The organism is Pseudoalteromonas sp. K222D (assembly GCF_017653575.1).
Taxonomy (GTDB): Bacteria; Pseudomonadota; Gammaproteobacteria; order Enterobacterales; family Alteromonadaceae; genus Pseudoalteromonas; species Pseudoalteromonas nigrifaciens.
In genome coordinates this window covers 16,277-35,790 of record NZ_JAGGDL010000036.1, presented here as the reverse complement: position 1 = coordinate 35,790, position 19,514 = coordinate 16,277, and the positions used below count along the sequence as shown (strand labels likewise).

Below are 19,514 nucleotides of genomic sequence, written 5' to 3'. Positions count from 1 at the left end.
AGCGAAACTAATTACGGATTATTCACGATCATTTAGATCGGTCAACCGATCAATTAACCTTAACTGATCGGCATTAGGTCAAGTGACCCATTTTTTATTTCATATTATTGATTTCGGTATTGGCTGCGAAAGTTATCAACCCATAATTTGGTGCCACCACAAACAGCAACAGGCATTACAATTAAATTTACCAACGGAATGGCTGTTAGCAACATTACTGCAAAACCAAACCCGTACGATAAACCTTGCTTGCTTTGTAAATCGGTTTTCATTTGCTTAAAGCTGATTTTATGATTATCGAACGCGTAATCTTGGTATTGCACGGCAAACATCCAACACGAAAAAAGCACCCACAGTATTTGCCCTATAACCGGCAACACCCATAACAATATAAAAAAGCCAATGGCGCGGGGAAGGTAATAGCAAAGTTTTGTCCACTCTCGGCCAAGCATGCGTGGCACATCTTTTAATAATTCAGCCAAGCCATCATCATTAATTTTTTGACCTGTTAAATGCAACTCAACTTTTTCACTGAGTAAACCATTAAAAGGTGCGGCAATAAAGTTTGTGATTACAGTAAATAACATACTGTAGCTAAACAGCACTATTAACAGGGCAACGGGCCACATTAACCACTCAAGCCAGCTTAACCACTCGGGTAGCATATTATTTATGTAGCTAAAACTGTCGCTTAACCAGCCAAATAAAAAAAACAACGAGCTACCAAAAAGTAAAATATTAATTAACAGCGGAATAAACACAAAACGCTTTAATCCCTTTTGAGTAATTAATTTAAAACCCGAAAAAAAATACTCCATACCTTGTATGATCTGCACAACTACCTCAAAAAATATTTTTCATTTGCACTAGTATAAATAGCTGAGTAATTTTAAACAGTATTTTTAGGTAACAAAGTGTTTAAGTAAAATAATAACAACGGCCAGTTTACTACTTTATTCATCCTGCTTAATAAATAATATTTAGTTTATAAGCTGTGTATATTGGCGCTATGGCGTAACTAAATGCTAACTTAGCTTGATTTTTGGGCAGTGCAAAGCGTACTATAGCTGATCTAGCCACTCTAGGCTTAGGCATCGCTTTGATGCATTGTGGAGAAATTAGTAAAGTTGCCGCGTCAGTGCGTTGCAAAAATAAAGGGTATAAATAGTGATGTACAAAAATCAGGAAGTAATTTTACGATTACGCGCTAATATTCCAGCGTTTGAATGCGTAAAAGGATGCCACGACTGCTGCGGGCCAGTAACAACGTCTTCAGAGGAAATGTCGCGCTTACCGGTAAAAACAGATGCTGAGCATGAAGCGGCGTTAAACGAGTTCAATTGTGTACATCTTGGTCCCAATGGCTGCACTGTATATGACGAGCGTCCATTAATTTGTCGCTTATTTGGTACTACGCCAAGAATGCCTTGCCCGAATGATCGTCGACCAGACGAACCTGTTGACCCTAAAATTGAGCGTGAAGTACATCACTTTATAGCAAACACGCGTCAAGTATTAGTGTAAGTATCGGTATTTATTAAAGTAATAGAGCGCTTATTAAGCGCTTTTTTTATGTGTGTTATACGCGTTGCTAATAATTTAAAAACCATCAATAAGTTTATTCCAAACACTCTCTTAGTTATTTTACAAAAATACTATCAATACATATTAAATTTATTACGAGATTGATTATGCATTTGACTATTAATAAACTTAGCCTTATGTACCTTTTTTTATCGCAGTACTTTCGCATCTCTTTATTTATATTGCCATTTCTGTTTGCCTAGCCCCTTCAAAATTGTTGTTTTATATTTGTTTATTATTAAAAATAGCTGTAAGCAAGGCTTTGCTATTGTGTAAATTCACTATTAATAATTAGAGTACCGTTGGATTAGGTTGCTGAAAAGGGTAAAATATTCACAAATTGGCAGTTAAGATATTTGTTATGGCATTTTCTAAACTCGAAATAAAGCAAGATCGAAAGATAATTTAACCTTTTGATTAGCGTCGCTTCATTGTGTAATTTCGTATTTAGGGTGGGTGTTGTGGTATGTCGCTATGTCGGTAACTAAAAATCCATCAGGAGACGATAAATGAGTACCACTGGAGTAACAAAACAACATAAGGATGAGCATTCATCTACAATAAAGTATTTGGCAGGGGTTGATATACCGGTATTTTTAATCAGTGGTGGCATCCTTGTGCTATTTGCTGTGCTAGCACTTTATGATATTGATTTGATGTCGGGTTGGATCAATACCGCCTTTGCTTTTTCTACTAAAACGTTTGGTGCCTTTTGGCAAATATTATTGCTTTCGACCTTTATAATTGGGTTGTTTTTAGCCTTTGGACGTACCGGGAAAGTGGTATTAGGTGGCTTAAAAAAGCCAGAGATTACTACCTTTAAGTGGATCAGCATTATTATGTGTACACTCCTTGCTGGTGGCGGGGTGTTTTGGGCTGCTGCTGAGCCAATGGCACATTTTATTTCGCCGCCGCCAATTTTTGGTGGTGAATCAGGCACTAAAGAGGCTGCATTTAATGCTTTAGCGCAAAGCTTTATGCATTGGGGTTTTTTAGCCTGGGCTATTTTAGGCAGCCTGACTGGCATAGTGTATATGCATTTACATTACGAAAAAGGTTTACCGCTTAAGCCGCGTACTTTGTTGTATCCGGTATTTGGCGATCGCGTAATGAAAGGCGCATTTGGTGCTATTGTCGATTCGTGTTGTGTTATAGCTGTAGTAGCAGGCACGGTAGGCCCTATTGGCTTTTTAGGCTTGCAAGTAAGCTTTGGTTTAGAAAAACTATTTGGTATTCCAGATACTTACACCACTCAAGTGGCCATTTTGTTTAGTTTAATTGCAATTTATACTCTATCTGCCGTAAGTGGTGTTACTAAAGGAATTCAATTACTCAGTCGCTTTAATGTAATTTTAGCCGTGGCGTTAATGCTGTTTATTTTGCTGATGGGGCCTACAGCCTTTATTTTTGATAGCTATATTCATTCGTTTGGGCTTTATATTAATAACTTTATTCCTATGGCCACCTTTCGTGCCGATACCGCTTGGTTAGACTGGTGGACAGTATTCTTTTGGGGCTGGTTTTTAGGTTACGGACCTTTAATGGCTATGTTTGTTGCACGAATTTCGCGCGGCCGTACTATTCGTGAAATGATCACGCTTATCTCAATAATTGCTCCTGTTATTACTTGTTTTTGGTTTACGATAGTGGGTGGTTCAGGAATATTTTTTGAGTTAGCAAACCCGGGTGTTATTTCAGAACCCTTTGCGGGCTTAAATTTACCCGCTGCGCTGTTGGCCATTACTGAGCAGCTGCCTATGGGCTTTGTTATATCGGTGTTGTTTTTAATTTTAACCACAATATTTGTAGCAACCACGGGTGACTCTATGACCTACTCGGTATCTATGGTAATGACAGGTAACGATCATCCGCAAACACCCATTAGAGTGTTTTGGGGCATTATGATGGGAGTTATGGCAGCAATATTAATTTCGATAGGTTCTGGTGGTATTTCTGCACTGCAATCGTTTATTGTAGTAACCGCCGTACCTGTATCTTTTGTGTTGTTACCATCACTTTGGACGGCCCCACAAATTGCGAAAAAAATGGCTACTGAGCAAGGTTTATAAGCAATAGACGTTAAAGCTAAATAAAGGATTGATTGCCCAACGAGAGGCAATCAATCTTATTTACAGGTTAGCGCCCCCCTGCATCGAGTCTAGAGCGATCGGTGTTTTCTACCAAGACTCCCGCACCGAGATAATTTATTTTTAGCCAAATATCTTCGTCAATTTCGATCCCATGATTAACTGAGTGATTTTTGTTTTTTTCAATTTTTTCAGCGCTAATCATATGACTGTCATCACTTTGAAGTGAAGTAGTTAAATCGACCCTTGAACTACAAATAATGGTTAACGCTTGCTTGTCATCATCAGTGGTTATTAAGTTGGTTACACCGCTGCTATAGCTAGGATAACGTCTACCCGAAAGAATAGCTGCAGTATGTTCGGTAATTATATCGCTGCCATTTTTCCAATAAGCCGCAGTACTGATCCCTCTGCGACCTCGGTCGGTCAATGCTTTTAGTACAAACATTCTGTTATGACAGTTATGCACAGTTACGGTTGCAATACCTGTTTCGAGTGCTTTTGCATGGGCCAGATCTACTGCTGCAGCAATACAATTTAGTGCACTACGATTGTGCGCATCAATAATTGCAGAAGTGCTATCTTCATAAATTACATTACTTAGCGGCTTGTCAGCATCATCACAAAGGTATGGCAGCGCCTGGCGTAATTCTTTTAAGCCATTTAAACCATGTTTTTCTAACCACAACACCATGTTTGCAGCATCTTCATAGTTACCAACAAAATAGCCACTAGCTTCAAAACACCTACGTAGCGAGGCTTTAAGTTCATTCATAGAAATATTCACAAAGAATCTCCTTATTGTTTTGGTGTTAATGGCATAAACCAGTCATCAATAAATGGTTTACCAATGTCTTCAAGTAATGGTGCGCCTTGAAACATGGTATTTCTTACCCATAATCGAGATCGAGGATCAAATTTACTCACGCCAAAAAAAGCAAGTTTACAGCGCAGTAAATGTATAGGTAACACATCGCGATCGAGTAAGTTGGCCTGGATATCACCATATACACTGCGGTTCATGCTTTGAATACGCCTTACAATACCGCGTAACTTAGGGTGAGCTACCATAAAGCGCGCAGTAATGTGCTCCGGGTTGTTTACTATATATTCAACCAGCATGTTATAGCATTTGCGCACCGCGTAACCTACGGCAAGCGCCATCGCTTTCTTTTTACCTTCTACGTCGGCGATACTACCGAGGCGAGGTTCCATTTTCTCTTCTGAGCGATACCAATAAGTTTCTTTAGCGCCCTCAGCGTCAAAGTCTATAGCCAGCGCCCAATCATAACGTTGTTCAATAACTGCTTTTAACTGCTGTAATGGCATAAGTGGATCTAAATCTAAAAACTCATCGGAACAGTGAAAGTCTTCAAGCTCATCAACTAAATCCGGATAAATTTCTAACATAATAGAAACTAACATTTCCTGACCTTGTAAAGAGCAGTGTTGTTCACTATAAGCAATTAACTCATCCCAACTATTAAAGCCGCCAGTAACCAGTGCTTTAAGTTTTTGCATGTCTTGGACGACAATTTTGTTTAGAGCTGTTTGCGATGCATCTTCAGTAATGGTTTCATGTGTGTACTGAACGGCACGGGTTATTAACTCAACCGTTAATTGTTGAGTATATGCAGTAATTGCACCCAGTGCTCTGATACGAGCTAGTGCGAGTTCTCGCATAGATATCCACTGGTTTATGAGTAGTGGATGATTTACTAAATAGGGTGCCATGCCTAGCCCGGTAGAATTACCAATGCCAAAATAACGTTTAATATCATGGCGCATAGGGGTAAATGTGGCAGCATTACGGTGGCGGGCAATATGCTCTACTTGCAGTAAACTAAAGTTACGTAGCATAAAACAAACAAACATCTCACTGGCAAATGGGCGTGCAAAGTCAGGAAATTTTTGTTGAACTTTTTCCCAATCAGCCATACCCAATTTACCACTGCCATAAACAGCAGTAGTGCGATACAAATAGCCTACTTCTGCTATTTTTGCTACTTCGGGTTGCTTACCGCTGGCTAGTTGCTCAACCACATAATCAAAGTTACGGGCACTGCGGTTAGCACGCGATAACACAAAAACCCGCGAGTCAACGCGTCCGGCTTCTTGTTTTGGTACATTTTGCTGTAACTGGACAACATATTCTGGGGTCACTTGGCCTTCAACTAACGCCATAGTTAAATCCCACTTTGTAGCAATTACGCGATCATTACGCTCTTCTGACAGTAGCTGTTCAGAAAAAAGTACAAAACTAAAGAATCCATCGGGTGCTTGTACTTCATAAACAACCGTCCCAAATCCTTGTTCATTTAGATCTAAAGTGGCAAGTTCAATTTTCCAACGCTCGCGAAAAATTCGACGTACCAAAGTGCGCATAAAGCTTAGGCGGCTTTGATGTAAAGAGCCTAACCTTTCTAGTTTCATAACTTGACTGGCAGGGCGCAGTGGCAGTGCGTTGTCGCCCCAAAGTGAAGCGTGAATATCGGCATGTTTAGTCATGTTAATGATCTCATATTATACCGTTTGAGTACGTTTGATTGATCACACGTTGCGCGTAACTGGGATTAAGTGTTAACCAATTTAAATGGTATAAATAATGTGTACTCAAAGTGGTGCTATTTTACTGGTGGCGCCATTTTTGACCAATAGCTGGAATTAGCACAAGTCAAAAAAGTCTATCTATCGATAAGTAAAACTTATTGTTGCGGACTGTTTTTTGATTCTATTGAAGTATTTATATATTAAAATTGTTTTAAATGTAACTTAATAACGTTAGTTAGCGTGTTTCTTGTTGTTTGTTTTGTTAAGTTGAATTTAGTGATCATCTAGTTAAAAAGTTAATCACTATCGCAAAGCATATTAGGTTTGTAACTCATTATACGTGCTCTGGGGCACTATTGTTGCTCAGCCCCGTGCTTTAAAATAAAGTCAGTTAACGCTTGTGCCGCTGGGGCAAGTGACTTGTTTTTAAGTTGTACTATGCCTATTTCGCGCACCACATGCGGGGTTTTTAATGGAATAAAACACAAGGTGTTGTTGTGTTGCGGAAAAGCAAAACGCGGTAATGTGGTTATACCCATTCCAGTTTCTAGCATGGCTATAAGCGATAGCATATTTGAAATATAAAACTGCGAGTTTTCGAGTAGCGGCTCAGCAGCTGTTTTTTTAAGTAAGCGCGAAGTGCCATTACTTATAAATCGCTGTTGTTGTAGATCCTGCCAGTGTAGTTCTTGCACGTGTGTAAGAGGGTTATCTTTATGACAAACAACACCTATTTCATCCTGCCATATAGGGGTAAACAGTACATTATCGTGTTCATGACCAGGTGTAAGACTGGCAATTCCTAAATCAACTTGTTGTTTTTCGACTTTTTTTAATACTGTTTCAGAATTATCATCATAAAGACTAATGTGTAACTCAGGAAGATCTGCCACAAATTTAGATAATAAGTTAGGCAGTAATCTACAGCCGATGGAGGGCACAGATGCAAGGCGTAAATGGCCCGTTTTATTTTGGCGCATTAATACCATATCTTGAGAAATACTGTCGTGATGGGCAATCAGCTCTTTTGCTTTGGGCAAAAAGTTTCTACCAAATGGTGTAAGCTCAGTCATAGTACTTTTCGTACTTCGCTTTTCAAAAACATCGGCACCTAATTTATTTTCAAGGTCACGAATCGATAAAGAGATTGCCGGCTGTGTACGACATGCCTTTTGCGCAGCGTAATGAAATCCTTTTAATTCAGCAACCCAGACGAAATGTCGTAGCTGGGTAATTTTAAATTCAGGTAGCACGATAAGTTTTCCTTATCAAAACATATTAATTATTAATTTTAGTTATTAGAGCATGGTTCTTATACTGAATCCAATTATTTAATGGAGGTATTTATGTCATCAAATTCAGTGTTTCAAAATTACATCGCAGGTCAGTGGGTTGAAGGTAAAAGTTCAATTGAGAATATTAGCCCAGCAGACTTAAGCGATACGATAGGACATTACGCCCAAGCAGATAAAGCACAAACAGAAGCAGCAATTGATGCTGCGATTGTAGGTCAACTCGAATGGCAAAAAAGTGGTCTTGAAGAGCGCTATCGCGTTTTAATGGCCATTGGTGATGAGTTAATTGCCCGTAAAGATGAGCTTGGCAAACTACTAGCACGTGAAGAAGGCAAAACATTAGCAGAAGGCGTGGGCGAAACTTATCGTTCAGGTCAATTTTTTCATTACTACGCTGCAGAAGTGTTACGCCAAATGGGCGAAACGGCCGATTCAGTACGTCCAGGAGTTGAAATTGAAACCCGCAGAGAACCTGTTGGTGTTGTGGGTATTATTACTCCATGGAATTTTCCTACGGCTACTGGCGCATGGAAAATTGCTCCGGCACTGGCCTTTGGTAATGCCATTGTATTTAAACCCGCTAACCAAGTACCAGCAAGTGCATGGGCATTAACCGAAATCATCTCACGTCAAGGTTTACCAGCAGGTACGTTTAACTTAGTTATGGGGCCTGGCGCTGAAGTAGGTGATTTACTTATTAATTCTAAAAAAATTAATGCGTTAACATTTACAGGTTCACTGGAAACAGGCCGTAAAGTGGCTATAGCTACAGCAACAAACCTAGTTAAATGTCAGCTTGAAATGGGCAGTAAAAATGCCTTAATCGTACTAGACGATGCCGATTTAGATAATGCAGTGGAATGCGCTGTGGGTGGTGCATTTTTTGGTACTGGTCAAAAATGTACTGCATCATCGCGCTTAATTGTTACCGAAGGTATCCATGACCGTTTTGTTGCTGCTGTAATTAAAAGAATGGAACAGCTAGTAGTGGGTCACCCACTTAGAGATGGTGTGCATATTGGTGCTGTCGCCGATGCACGTCAAATGGCACAAAACTTAAAGTATCTACAAATAGCTAAAGACGAAGGCGCTACGCTTGCCATCGGTGGTGAAGTGATCACTGAGGAAACCGAAGGTTATTACTTAAAGCCTGCTCTGTTTATTAATACTACTAACGATATGACCATTAACCGCGAAGAAGCGTTTGCGCCAATTGCTTGTGTTATCAAAGTTAAAGATTATGAAACAGCCTTAGCCACATTAAACGATACAAACTATGGTCTTACAGGCGGAATTTGTACGCAATCACTTAAATATGCGAGTGACTTTAAACGCCGCGCACAAACAGGCTGTGTCATGGTTAACTTGCCAACAGCGGGTACTGACTACCATGTACCATTTGGTGGTCGTAAAGAGTCTAGCTTTGGTGCACGTGAGCAAGGTACTTACGCGAAAGAGTTTTACACCATAGTTAAAACAACTTACATCCGCTCATAATCTAAGGAATCATTATGCATAACGATCTAATTGTCATTGATGGATTGCAGTATTCCAATTGGAATAGAACTATTTTTGAACAACTTAAAAGTGGTGGCGTAACAATGGTGCATGTGACCATTGTTTACCACGAACAAATTCGTGAAACATTATTACGTATCGCACAGTGGAATCGCCTGTTCGAGATGCATAATGATCTGATTATGCCAGTAAAAAGTACAGATGATATTCACCTTGCCAAAAAGTTAGGCAAAGTGGGGATTATGTTTGGTGCACAAAACTGTTCAACCATTGAAGATGATATTGGTATGGTGGAAATCATGCGCGAGTTAAATTTAATGATTATGCAGCTCACTTATAACAACCAAAGCTTGTTAGCTTGTGGTTGTTATGAGGCTGAAGATAGCGGTGTTACCCGTTTTGGCCGCCAAGTTATTAAAGAAATGAACCGCGTAGGCATGATTGTTGATATGAGCCATAGTGGTGAGCGAAGCACGCTGGAAGCAATTGAAATATCGCAGCGTCCTATCGTCATTTCGCATGCTAATCCAAGTAGTTTTCATGCCGCTAAACGTAATAAATCAGACACTGTACTAAAAGCACTTGGTGAGTCGGGCGGTTTATTAGGGTTTAGTTTATATCCATTTCATCTTAAAAATGGCCCCGATTGCACTTTAAACGAATTTTGCGACATGGTGGCAAATACGGCCGATTTAATGGGTATAGATAATATTGGTATTGGTACCGATTTATGCCAAGAGCAGCCAACCTCAATTTTACAGTGGATGCGAAACGGACGTTGGTCTAAAGAAATGGATTATGGCGAAGGCTCTAAGTCGGATGCAGATTGGCCCAAACCGTTACCTTGGTTTAAAGATAGTAGCGATTTTCCCAATATTACAAAAGGGCTTCAGGCACGAGGTTTTCATGATAATGAAGTTGCAAAAATAATGGGCTTAAATTGGCTTAATCTTTTAAATAAAGGCCTGAAACCACAAGACGTATAAATTAATTTGTTATTAAGGAGTGATATCAAAAAGTAATACAACATATTGATAAACTATAACTAAAAGAGATCCATCAGGAGACGAGAAATGAATACCACCAGTACAACGATAAAACAGGATATGGGTACATTACCCTGCAATAAAATTCTGCCTGGGGTAGATATAGCGGTACTATTGATCAGTGGGGGAGTACTCGTGTTGTTTGCTGCACTAGCGCTTTACGATATTGACTTGATGTCGAGTTGGATCAATACCGCCTTTGCATTTTCTACTAAAACTTTTGGCGCATTTTGGCAAATACTACTGCTTTCGACTTTTGTTATCGGTATATTTTTAGCGATCGGTCGCACGGGTAGGGTTGTTTTAGGTGGGTTAAAGTCTCCTGAAATTTCGACGTTTAAATGGATCAGCATCATTATGTGTACGCTGCTTGCTGGTGGAGGCGTATTTTGGGCTGCCGCTGAGCCAATGGCGCACTTTATTTCATCGCCGCCGCATTTTGGTGGCGAGTCGGGCACTAAAAACGCGGCTTTTAATGCATTAGCACAAAGCTTTATGCATTGGGGGTTTTTAGCCTGGGCTATTTTAGGCAGCCTAACTGGCATAGTGTACATGCATTTACATTACGAAAAAGGCTTACCGCTTAAACCACGTACTTTACTTTACCCTGTGTTTGGCGACCGTGTAATGAAAGGCGCTTTTGGTGCTATTGTTGACTCATGTTGTGTACTTGCGGTTGTTGCCGGTACTGTAGGACCAATTGGCTTTTTAGGACTACAAGTGAGCTTTGGTTTAGAAAAACTATTTGGCATTCCCGATACCTATACAACTCAAGTGGTTATTTTATTTAGCTTAATTGCTATTTACACGCTATCGGCAGTCAGTGGTGTGACCAAAGGGATTCAGATGCTAAGTAGCTTTAATGTTATTTTAGCGGTAGCGCTAATGTTATTTATTTTAGTAATGGGGCCAACGGCATTTATTTTCGACAGCTATATTCAATCATTTGGTCTTTATATTAATAACTTTATTCCTATGGCGACCTTTCGCGCCGATACCGCCTGGTTGGATTGGTGGACGGTATTTTTTTGGGGCTGGTTTTTAGGCTATGGTCCATTAATGGCGATGTTTGTTGCACGTATTTCACGCGGTCGCACTATTCGTGAAATGATCATGCTGATCTCTGTAATTGCCCCTGTTATCACCTGTTTTTGGTTTACGATAGTAGGTGGTTCAGGAATATTTTTCGAGCTGGCTAATCCCGGTGTCATTTCAGAACCTTTTACTGGTTTTAACTTACCTGCAGCGCTATTAGCCATTACTGAGCAGCTGCCTATGGGTTTTGTTATCTCAGTATTATTTTTAATATTAACCACTATTTTTGTGGCAACCACTGGTGATTCGATGACCTATTCAGTCTCTATGGTAATGACTGGAACTGATCACCCGCAAACATCAATCAGGGTGTTTTGGGGAGTTATGATGGGGGTTATGGCTGCTATTTTAATCTCTATTGGCTCTGGAGGTATTTCTGCTTTGCAATCGTTTATTGTAGTAACCGCAGTGCCAGTGTCTTTTGTACTGTTACCTTCGCTTTGGACCGCGCCGAAAATAGCTAAAAAAATGGCTGATGAGCAAGGTTTGTAAACGTTAAAATTAAGGATAAAAGGGCTATGGCTATAGCCTTTTCATTTACTGCATTTTAATAGAATTAATTTTAAAGTCCCAAATTTTTCCAACAGTTTGGGCAAAACAACCAACCATAATGTTACTTATCCAATTAGAGCTGAAACTAAAATGAAAACACCTGTTAAAACTAATTTATTCGCATCTAAAGCCCCATTAGAATGGGCAATTATTGCCAATGGCACATTATCAACTGCACAAATACCAATTGATGCAGAAGGCAAAGTTGTTGCCGGTGGTATTGAAGCACAAGCGCGTCAAACAATGGAGAACTTTAAGCACACAATTGAAGCAGCTTCGCTTACTATGGATGATGTAACGCAAGTCCTTATTTACGTGACCGAACGTTCGCAGTTGGCCACTTTTAATAAAGTGTACGCAGAGTATTTTAAGCCACCTTATCCAAATCGTGCTGCTATGATAGTAGCAGGCTTAGCCCGAGAAGAGATGCTGTGTGAAGTAGTGGCTTACGCTGCAGTACCTTAATTATTAAAGTTAAGTACCTCGTTTTTGCGCCCAAAAGGCTGGTAGATGAAGGTATGAGTAAGCCAGCACTATGCTGGCTTTTTACGTTTACATAATGCAAATAACAGTAGTAACCACTTCATTAGGGACAAGGTATGCGAGCAACTTATATTTCATTACTAGCGTTATTTTTTAGCTGTTTTATTTTATTATTAGGTAATGGCTTACTCAATGTGTTACTTCCAGTACGTATGGGGCTTGATGGCGTAGATATAGATACTATAGGCATGGTTTTGTCGTTGTACTTTGTAGGCTTATTAATAGGGGCTCTTTATAGTATTAATTTGATTCGCCGAGTGGGGCACATTCGCATGTTTGCTGGATGTGTGGCACTGGGAGCTATTAGTGTACTTATGTATAGTATTTATCCCAGTATTATTTTGCTGGCAGTTATGCGCGTTATTATTGGTTTTTGTAATGCTTGCGCATTTACTGCTATGGAAAGTTGGTTAAGCGATAGCTCAACTAAACAAACCCGAGGTAAAATGCTTGCAGTGTATAATTCGGTTGTTTTGTGCGGCTTATTTGGTGGGCAGTTTTTTATGGGCTTAGCAGAGCCTCAACAATCTACATTATTTGTGTTGGTAGGAATATTACTATGTGCATCCGTTATCCCGTTAATATTTAGCCGCCATACCGGGCCGACTATTCAAGACGTAACCGCTATGCCCTTACTGGCTTTGTATCGCATTTCGCCATTAGGGGTAGTGACTTGTTTTATTTCTGGCTTGATTTACTCCGCCATTTTTAATCTACTGCCAGTGTTTGCACTGCAATACAATATTATTGAGTTTCAGCTTTCTTTGTATATGGGCGCAGCAATTTTTGGTGCGTTTTTATTGCAATTCCCAGTGGGTTATTTTTCAGATCGATACGACCGACGCTCAGTACTACTTATTTTATTGTGTATTTCGGTATTGGCCGATATTGCAGTAGTACAGTTTGTATCATTAAATATGATCCCGGCATTATTTATTGTTACCGCACTAACTAGTGGCATTATTGCGTGTACCTATCCGCTAAGTATTTCGGAAGCGTTTGATCGCTTGAAAAAAAGTGAAATGGCGGCCGCCATGGGCAGTATGATTTTGGCATTTGCCTTAGGTGGGATCATTGGACCTTATACAACGTCAGTTATGATGAAAGAATTTGGGGTCAATGCAATGTTTTACTTTATGGCATTGGTACAGCTTTTTCTCGCAGTTTTTGTGGTTTATCGTATGATTAAGCGCCCAGCACTGCCAATCGACGAACAAGAAGTGTTTGTAATGCAAAGTCCTGCAATTTCTCCGGCAATAGAATTTGACCCGCGTACAGAGCAAGAGCCCGAAAGTAACTAGCTTAAGTCTGCGCCGCTAATTTTATGAGTTAAACAAATCGTGACTAACTTGAAATAAAATTAGCGCGCAGGCGCTTAAAGAAAGTAGCGCAATAGCGGGTTTAAGATAGTGAGCTTTAAAGTACTTTTCTAATCGTCGAGACAGTAAAAATCCAAATAGCACTGCGGGTAATAACGGCAATGCAAGCTGAAGTTGATAATAACTAAAGTTACCCGTCACTATTAATAAAAATAATGATAAAATAGTTGATATTAAAAAGAATATACTTAGCTCGGCACGTACCGAACTCGCATTACTATTTTGATACACAATAGCGATAGGCGGCCCGCCAATCGAAGTAGAAGTTCCCGCGAGACCAGAGAAAAAACCACCGATAAATAAATTTTTTGCTGAGTAACTAATTTGCCAATGACTGTAGGTTAATAGCACGCACAGTATAATTAATATTGAAAATAATATGGTGAAAAACAACGGCGGTAATAGTAACAATAGTGCCACAGCTAATAACGACCCCATAAAACGCCCGCATAAAGCAATGCTAATACAACTAATCTGTATGTTCTTTTTATTATTTAGTACACTTAATAGCGATAAGCCTAATCCTAAAAGCAAAATAGGGGCGGGTATAAAAGCAGGATCAATCAATACTAAAATTGGCGCAGCAATAACCCCTAAGCCAAAACCAAGTAAACTTTGCAGTGCAGCAGCACCAGCAATAAGGGTTAAAACAAGGATTAAAATTAAAGGGTCGGTGAGCATAATCACATAGCAAGGAGGCATAAGTGGATGAATTATCTTAAATATTTAATGTCGAGTCTAATTAGGAGTTTTTATCTTTTAATAATAATTACTAGTGGCTGAAGTTGTTATTAGTTATACCCATATAATTCAATTTATTTAAGTTCCCTTTATATTCAGACACTTAAGTTAACTGATTTCACACCCAGAGTAAGTCTTCTTATGATCACCCTGCATAAAATAATAAATATTTAACAACCAACGGTAAATATCGTTATTACCAAGTAAGAAAGCGATATGTATGCATTTAAATAACTTAGCCGCTAAATACATTATTGGCGATATTACCGTATCAGCTTCACGTTACGATTTAACTGCCATGGTAGGCGAGAATAAAGTAGATGCAGTACAGGTAGCTTATAATCGCGACCATCTAAGCTTGGCAGCTCGCTTACAAAGCTCTAGCGATATGCGTTTTTACCAAGGACTAAAACCCAGCGGTGAAATAGTTAAAGAAAAAATGTGGGAAATATATTCAGGCTATAAAATTTACAATATTCAACTACAAGCCACTTATGTCAATGTAGCATGGACTCTGTAAGTGGTTTAACCGTAGACACCAGCCAAGTGATGCTTGATGCAATATATAATCATAAAGCGGGGAGCTTTTACGTAGAGTACAGTATGTGGGTCGATGAAGCCGAGCAAATATTTGAAGCTGCTGATGAGTTGTTGATTAGCTATCGATTCGATTTTTGCTGATGCATAAAAAAGGCGCCAATATTATTGGCGCTCTTTTTTGTTATTACTTAGATTTTCTCTTTCTTGGTTTTGCAACTTCAACAGTATTTGATTCTTTCAGTTTACGTTTTTCTTTTAACGATAAAGCGGGTTTTTTCTTATCATTTTTAGACATATTCACCACCTAAACAATAAATAATAGATTAATTTAAAATGCTTTTTTCACAAACTAAAACCCTATCAACAATCAAGGTAAGTTACCTCCAGACTTTGTCGAAAATAAACGTTAGTTACTTATAAATTATTCGCATTAAAAGTGAAGCGGGGTTAGTTTCCTTTTACCGATAAGCCGGCTGATCCACGTTCGGCTTCATCGTAAATAACCACCGCAGCTCACTTTATTTGCCTAATTAAAGGCATAGCTAATAACATTAAAAGTTAGCGTTACTTAAAGTAACTTAGGCCTTTCTCTTTTTCCTTGGCTTTGCTACTTCTGTTGTATTCGATTCTTGTTTTAACTTACGTTTTTCTTTTAACGATAACTGTGGTTTTTTCATATCATTTTTAGACATATCATCACCTATTAATAAATAACAAATTAATTACTTCTGCTTTTAGTAAACTAAAAATTAAAGAAACAATATCAATCGGCTATTCACCTCCTTTAATAAGATTAAATAATTACTGATCTTCGTTTACATTGCTTAAAACTAAACGAAGAAACTTTATGCTTTTACTGTATTTAATAACCAAATTTGCCACACGCTAAACAATAGCGCATAAATAATATTGATAATAAAAACACAGTAATATTTAAATCTCACTTTAATCTAGGCGATAGAAAGCTTGCCGAGAATGGCCTAAATTAAAAGTTAAATTAAAAATTAATAGTAAATTCTGTGAAACAGATGGACGCAGAGAAGCGTCCGCTTAAGCGGGGAATTTTAGGGCGAAGCTCCCCAAACAAATAATATAATTAAATAAAAAAATATATGTTTTCATAGCTCCAATATAGCAGCTTAAATAATAACTTCAAGCTCTCTTAGATGCTTTAATTAAAGATTAAATTTATGGGTTAAATAACCATTATTTTTAAACTGAAAGCAGTACTCATTTAAAGTATTAATTTAGTTAAGGTATTGTTTTAAATTGGTTTATATTCTACGCGTTTGGCTTGTAAGGGGGCGGAAATATTAACCAACACTTTTAAAGAGTATGACGGCCTTGAATGTAATACGTAATTATAGCGGAAAAATATTTTTAGATTATTTAAAAATGATTACGTAGCAATACTTTAAGTTATTTGTTAAAACTATTAAATTATTATCCTAGGTATAAATATGAGTATAAGGAGTATTTTATGTCGAAAAAAGTAGTAACTTTTGAATACGAAAAAGAAACAAAAAACAGTGTTCGTTACAAAGAAGTCCCAGGTGAAGGCGTTGCCCCTATTGTTGGATCTTTGTATGTTCAGAAGTGGTTTGCTGGGAATAGCAAAACGCTTGAAATAACGATAGATAAAAAAGACTAATTAGCGGCATTATTTTTGCGCCATGTGTTTGTTTAGGTAAAAGCGACTAATAAATACTACGTTTTATTTAAGGGCGCATAATATATTTTTAAACTAATAAAGTTGCTTATAGCGTATTATAGTAACTCATTTATTATTAATATTAGGCTTAAGTAAAAGTACGCTAGCCTCACAAATTTGATTAACAAGGAAGTTGTATAGATGAAGTATTTTGTTTTAATTTCTATTTTAATTCTTAGTGGGTGTACATCAACACCTAAAGTTATATCTGACTCGGATATAACCAGCACTATGAATTTAATTGCCCTTACCGAAGAAGCCGCTCCTGCAGGAATAAAAGGCGTATTTAAGTTATCAATAAAGGCGGCGGGCATTCAAAACAGTGGTATCTATTTAAATACAGAATTGGATTATAGAGATAGAAGAAATGTGAGTGTCGCTATTCACCCTAGAACAGTAAATGCTTTTATAAAAAAGTATGGAACTTCGCCCGATTTATATTTTATTAATAAAACTGTTGAAGTTACGGGCGAGGCTAAACGTATGATAATTGATTTTTACGCTATGGGTAAAAAAACAGGAAAGTACTATTTTCAAACGCATATAAATATAACATCACTCGATCAGATAAAAGTATTGGACTAGGTGAGTTATTAAATAAGCTATAATTTGTCGGGTGGCGCTGCGTTTATCCGACTTTAGCTTGTACCCTGTTTTTATTTTAATATCGCTAATATTGGCTTTTCAAGCCGCAATTTAGCAACTAATTTTACGCTATATATCTGCAATCCTTAATAACAAAAGTTGTAATAAAAGCCGTATATTAAGCGCAATTTAGATTCTTCCTTTATGTTACCTGCCTCTGAGGCGCTATGCTCTTTAGCGTTACTTTGTTTCTAATTTTTAACATTAAAATTTACTCGTTACGAGTAAAAATTCTTGTTGGACTTAAACCGCTATTTTTCTTTTAATGCGCGCAATTAGCCAGTTCGGCATTTCTAAATAAAAGAGAAAGATAAATGAAAGAAACAACATCACTAGAACAAGCTCGTACGAGCTACAATGTTCGTCATTGGAGCCAAGGTTTTTTTGGTATTAATGAACAAGGTGATGTATATGTTGCCCCTAAAGCCGATGCGCCAGAGCAAACTATTGCACTGACGGACATTGCTAAGCAACTAGAAGATAAAGGCTTAAGTTTGCCTGCATTAGTACGTTTTCCGCAAATATTACATCATCGTGTGCACAGCTTATGTGCTGCATTTAATACCGCGATTGCAGATTACGGCTACCCTAAAGATTATTTATTAGTTTACCCAATTAAAGTAAACCAACAGCGTGAAGTGGTTGAAGAAATTGTTGCCAGCCAAGCACAACTAGAAAAAAAACAACTAGGTTTAGAAGCAGGTAGCAAACCAGAGTTATTAACCGTACTTGCATTGGCTGAAAAAACCAGTGCGGTGATTGTATGTAACGGTTACAAAGACAAAGAATATGTACGCTTAGCGCTAATAGGCGAAAAGCTAGGCCATAAAGTATACATAGTGCTTGAAAAGCTCTCTGAACTCGACATGGTTCTTAGCCAAACTAAAGAATTAAATGTAAAGCCACGCATTGGTATTCGCGTGCGCTTGGCATCGCAAGGTAAAGGTAAATGGCAAGCAAGTGGCGGCGAAAAATCAAAATTTGGTTTATCGGCATCACAAGTTTTGCATGTGGTTAATCGTTTGAAAGAATCGGATCAACTTGATTTAGTCCAGTTGGTGCATTTTCACTTAGGTTCGCAAATGGCGAATATTCGTGATGTACGTTTAGGTGTAAGCGAAGCAGCACGTTTTTACTGCGAGTTACGTAAACTAGGTGCAAAAATTGAGTGTCTTGATGTGGGCGGTGGTTTAGCTGTTGACTACGATGGTACTCGTAGCCAGTCACATAACTCAATGAACTATAGCTTAGCTGAATACGCTAACAATATTGTGTACACCATAGGCGACATTTGTAAGCAGTATGAACAGCCGTTTCCAACTATTATTTCGGAGTCGGGGCGGGCATTAACCGCGCACCATGCTGTGCTTATTTCAAATGTGATTGGTACTGAAAGTTATACACCTGAAGAAATTGAAGCACCGGCTGATGATGCCCCGCAGTTACTTAAAAATATGTGGATGTCGTGGCAGCAATTGCATGTATTAACTGATGACCGTGCATTAATTGAGATTTATCACGATAGCCAAGGCGATTTAGCCGAAGCACATAATCAGTTTGCAATGGGGTTACTAAACTTAACCCAGCGTGCGTGGGCTGAGCAAACAAATTTACGCGTGTGTTATGAGCTTAATAAGCACATGGACAACAAAAACCGCTTTCATCGGCCAATAATTGACGAGCTTAATGCACGTTTAGCCGATAAGTTTTTTGTAAATTTCTCGTTGTTTCAATCACTGCCAGATGCGTGGGGAATTGATCAGGTGTTTCCGGTGTTGCCATTAAGTGGCTTAACCGAAGCGCCAAAAAAACGTGCAGTATTACTGGATATTACTTGTGATTCTGACGGTGCACTTAATCATTATGTTGATGGTCAAGGCATTGAAAGTACACTACCAGTACCTGAGTTTAGTGCAGATAAACCATATTTAATGGGGTTTTTCTTGGTGGGTGCTTATCAAGAAATATTAGGTGATATGCATAATTTATTTGGCGATACGCACAGCGCTATGGTGAATATGGATGAGCACGGCGTAGCCAGCATTACCGAAATAAACCAAGGCGATACAGTAGCCGATATGATGCGTTACGTGCATTTAGACGTTGAGAGTTTTCAGCAGTCGTATCAGCAGTTGGTAAGTAGCAAAATTGCAGAACACGAACAGCAAAGCGTTTTAGACGAATTGCAAAATGGCCTTGATGGCTACACTTATTTAGAAGAGCTATAA

At 38.5% G+C, this 19,514-nt stretch carries 17 protein-coding genes; 12 read left to right on the top strand and 5 right to left on the bottom strand.

What is annotated here, in order from left to right; genetic code table 11:
- Nucleotides 1–104 precede the first annotated feature (104 nt).
- Nucleotides 105–836, bottom strand: a complete 732-nt coding sequence (gene cysZ, locus J5X91_RS14800) for a sulfate transporter CysZ (RefSeq protein ID WP_348272533.1) — start codon at nt 834–836, stop codon at nt 105–107.
- Between the two features lie 334 nt (nt 837–1,170).
- Here cysZ and J5X91_RS14795 point away from each other — a divergent pair, with 334 nt between their 5' ends.
- Nucleotides 1,171–1,524, top strand: a complete 354-nt coding sequence (locus J5X91_RS14795) for a YkgJ family cysteine cluster protein (protein ID WP_011327756.1) — start codon at nt 1,171–1,173, stop codon at nt 1,522–1,524.
- A gap of 569 nt (nt 1,525–2,093) precedes the next feature.
- Entirely contained in the window at nt 2,094–3,653 is a 1,560-nt protein-coding gene (locus tag J5X91_RS14790; RefSeq protein WP_197181859.1) for a BCCT family transporter, read from the top strand.
- A gap of 67 nt (nt 3,654–3,720) precedes the next feature.
- Here the strand turns inward: J5X91_RS14790 and J5X91_RS14785 are convergent, their stop codons facing one another.
- The 3 genes from J5X91_RS14785 to J5X91_RS14775 all read right to left on the bottom strand — a co-directional run bounded on the left by J5X91_RS14785 (nt 3,721) and on the right by J5X91_RS14775 (nt 7,474).
- Nucleotides 3,721–4,458: a DUF3726 domain-containing protein gene (locus tag J5X91_RS14785; protein WP_058372965.1), complete on the bottom strand. Its 738-nt coding sequence runs from the start codon at nt 4,456–4,458 to the stop codon at nt 3,721–3,723.
- 11 nt (nt 4,459–4,469) lie between these two features.
- Nucleotides 4,470–6,179, bottom strand: coding sequence for a hypothetical protein (locus tag J5X91_RS14780; protein WP_208835122.1), 1,710 nt, complete (start codon nt 6,177–6,179; stop codon nt 4,470–4,472).
- Nucleotides 6,180–6,574: 395 nt separating this feature from the next.
- Nucleotides 6,575–7,474, bottom strand: coding sequence for a LysR family transcriptional regulator (locus tag J5X91_RS14775; protein WP_058372967.1), 900 nt, complete (start codon nt 7,472–7,474; stop codon nt 6,575–6,577).
- 93 nt (nt 7,475–7,567) lie between these two features.
- Here J5X91_RS14775 and J5X91_RS14770 point away from each other — a divergent pair, with 93 nt between their 5' ends.
- The 5 genes from J5X91_RS14770 to J5X91_RS14750 all read left to right on the top strand — a co-directional run bounded on the left by J5X91_RS14770 (nt 7,568) and on the right by J5X91_RS14750 (nt 13,571).
- Nucleotides 7,568–9,013, top strand: a complete 1,446-nt coding sequence (locus tag J5X91_RS14770) for an aldehyde dehydrogenase family protein (protein ID WP_058374533.1) — start codon at nt 7,568–7,570, stop codon at nt 9,011–9,013.
- Nucleotides 9,014–9,027: 14 nt separating this feature from the next.
- Entirely contained in the window at nt 9,028–10,020 is a 993-nt protein-coding gene (locus J5X91_RS14765; protein ID WP_058372968.1) for a dipeptidase, read from the top strand.
- Between the two features lie 120 nt (nt 10,021–10,140).
- Entirely contained in the window at nt 10,141–11,667 is a 1,527-nt protein-coding gene (locus tag J5X91_RS14760) for a BCCT family transporter (protein ID WP_231617934.1), read from the top strand.
- A 132-nt stretch (nt 11,668–11,799) separates the two neighbouring features.
- A complete protein-coding gene (locus tag J5X91_RS14755; protein ID WP_197181937.1) occupies nt 11,800–12,192 on the top strand; it encodes a RidA family protein in 393 nt (130 codons plus the stop codon).
- 134 nt (nt 12,193–12,326) lie between these two features.
- Nucleotides 12,327–13,571: an MFS transporter gene (locus tag J5X91_RS14750; RefSeq protein WP_058372971.1), complete on the top strand. Its 1,245-nt coding sequence runs from the start codon at nt 12,327–12,329 to the stop codon at nt 13,569–13,571.
- Between the two features lie 21 nt (nt 13,572–13,592).
- On the opposite strand, the gene J5X91_RS14745 is transcribed toward J5X91_RS14750, so the two are convergent.
- Nucleotides 13,593–14,330, bottom strand: coding sequence for a sulfite exporter TauE/SafE family protein (locus J5X91_RS14745; protein WP_058372972.1), 738 nt, complete (start codon nt 14,328–14,330; stop codon nt 13,593–13,595).
- Nucleotides 14,331–14,610: 280 nt separating this feature from the next.
- Here J5X91_RS14745 and J5X91_RS14740 point away from each other — a divergent pair, with 280 nt between their 5' ends.
- The 5 genes from J5X91_RS14740 to speA all read left to right on the top strand — a co-directional run bounded on the left by J5X91_RS14740 (nt 14,611) and on the right by speA (nt 19,514).
- A complete protein-coding gene (locus tag J5X91_RS14740; protein ID WP_208835121.1) occupies nt 14,611–14,910 on the top strand; it encodes a hypothetical protein in 300 nt (99 codons plus the stop codon).
- Nucleotides 14,898–15,071 carry a hypothetical protein gene (locus J5X91_RS14735; protein ID WP_157756041.1) on the top strand — a complete coding sequence of 58 codons (174 nt, stop codon included), beginning with the start codon at nt 14,898–14,900 and terminating at the stop codon, nt 15,069–15,071. Before J5X91_RS14740 ends, J5X91_RS14735 begins: the two co-directional genes overlap by 13 nt.
- A 1,339-nt stretch (nt 15,072–16,410) precedes the next feature.
- Complete coding sequence (locus J5X91_RS14730; RefSeq protein WP_208835120.1) at nt 16,411–16,581, top strand: hypothetical protein; 171 nt, start codon at nt 16,411–16,413, stop codon at nt 16,579–16,581.
- A 201-nt stretch (nt 16,582–16,782) separates the two neighbouring features.
- Nucleotides 16,783–17,226 (top strand): hypothetical protein, encoded by a 444-nt coding sequence (locus J5X91_RS14725; protein WP_208835119.1) that lies wholly within the window; start codon nt 16,783–16,785, stop codon nt 17,224–17,226.
- 374 nt (nt 17,227–17,600) lie between these two features.
- Nucleotides 17,601–19,514, top strand: a complete 1,914-nt coding sequence (gene speA, locus J5X91_RS14720; protein WP_208835118.1) for a biosynthetic arginine decarboxylase — start codon at nt 17,601–17,603, stop codon at nt 19,512–19,514.

Coding starts and splice junctions, on each gene's coding strand:
- speA (WP_208835118.1), top strand. CDS start 17,601: ATGAAAGAAACAACATCACTAGAACAAGCTCGTACGAGCTACAATGTT.
- J5X91_RS14750 (WP_058372971.1), top strand. CDS start 12,327: ATGCGAGCAACTTATATTTCATTACTAGCGTTATTTTTTAGCTGTTTT.
- J5X91_RS14770 (WP_058374533.1), top strand. CDS start 7,568: ATGTCATCAAATTCAGTGTTTCAAAATTACATCGCAGGTCAGTGGGTT.
- J5X91_RS14765 (WP_058372968.1), top strand. CDS start 9,028: ATGCATAACGATCTAATTGTCATTGATGGATTGCAGTATTCCAATTGG.
- J5X91_RS14760 (WP_231617934.1), top strand. CDS start 10,141: ATGGGTACATTACCCTGCAATAAAATTCTGCCTGGGGTAGATATAGCG.
- J5X91_RS14735 (WP_157756041.1), top strand. CDS start 14,898: ATGGACTCTGTAAGTGGTTTAACCGTAGACACCAGCCAAGTGATGCTT.
- J5X91_RS14745 (WP_058372972.1), bottom strand. CDS start 14,330: ATGCTCACCGACCCTTTAATTTTAATCCTTGTTTTAACCCTTATTGCT.
- J5X91_RS14795 (WP_011327756.1), top strand. CDS start 1,171: ATGTACAAAAATCAGGAAGTAATTTTACGATTACGCGCTAATATTCCA.
- J5X91_RS14790 (WP_197181859.1), top strand. CDS start 2,094: ATGAGTACCACTGGAGTAACAAAACAACATAAGGATGAGCATTCATCT.
- J5X91_RS14740 (WP_208835121.1), top strand. CDS start 14,611: ATGCATTTAAATAACTTAGCCGCTAAATACATTATTGGCGATATTACC.
- J5X91_RS14725 (WP_208835119.1), top strand. CDS start 16,783: ATGAAGTATTTTGTTTTAATTTCTATTTTAATTCTTAGTGGGTGTACA.
- J5X91_RS14730 (WP_208835120.1), top strand. CDS start 16,411: ATGTCGAAAAAAGTAGTAACTTTTGAATACGAAAAAGAAACAAAAAAC.
- J5X91_RS14780 (WP_208835122.1), bottom strand. CDS start 6,179: ATGACTAAACATGCCGATATTCACGCTTCACTTTGGGGCGACAACGCA.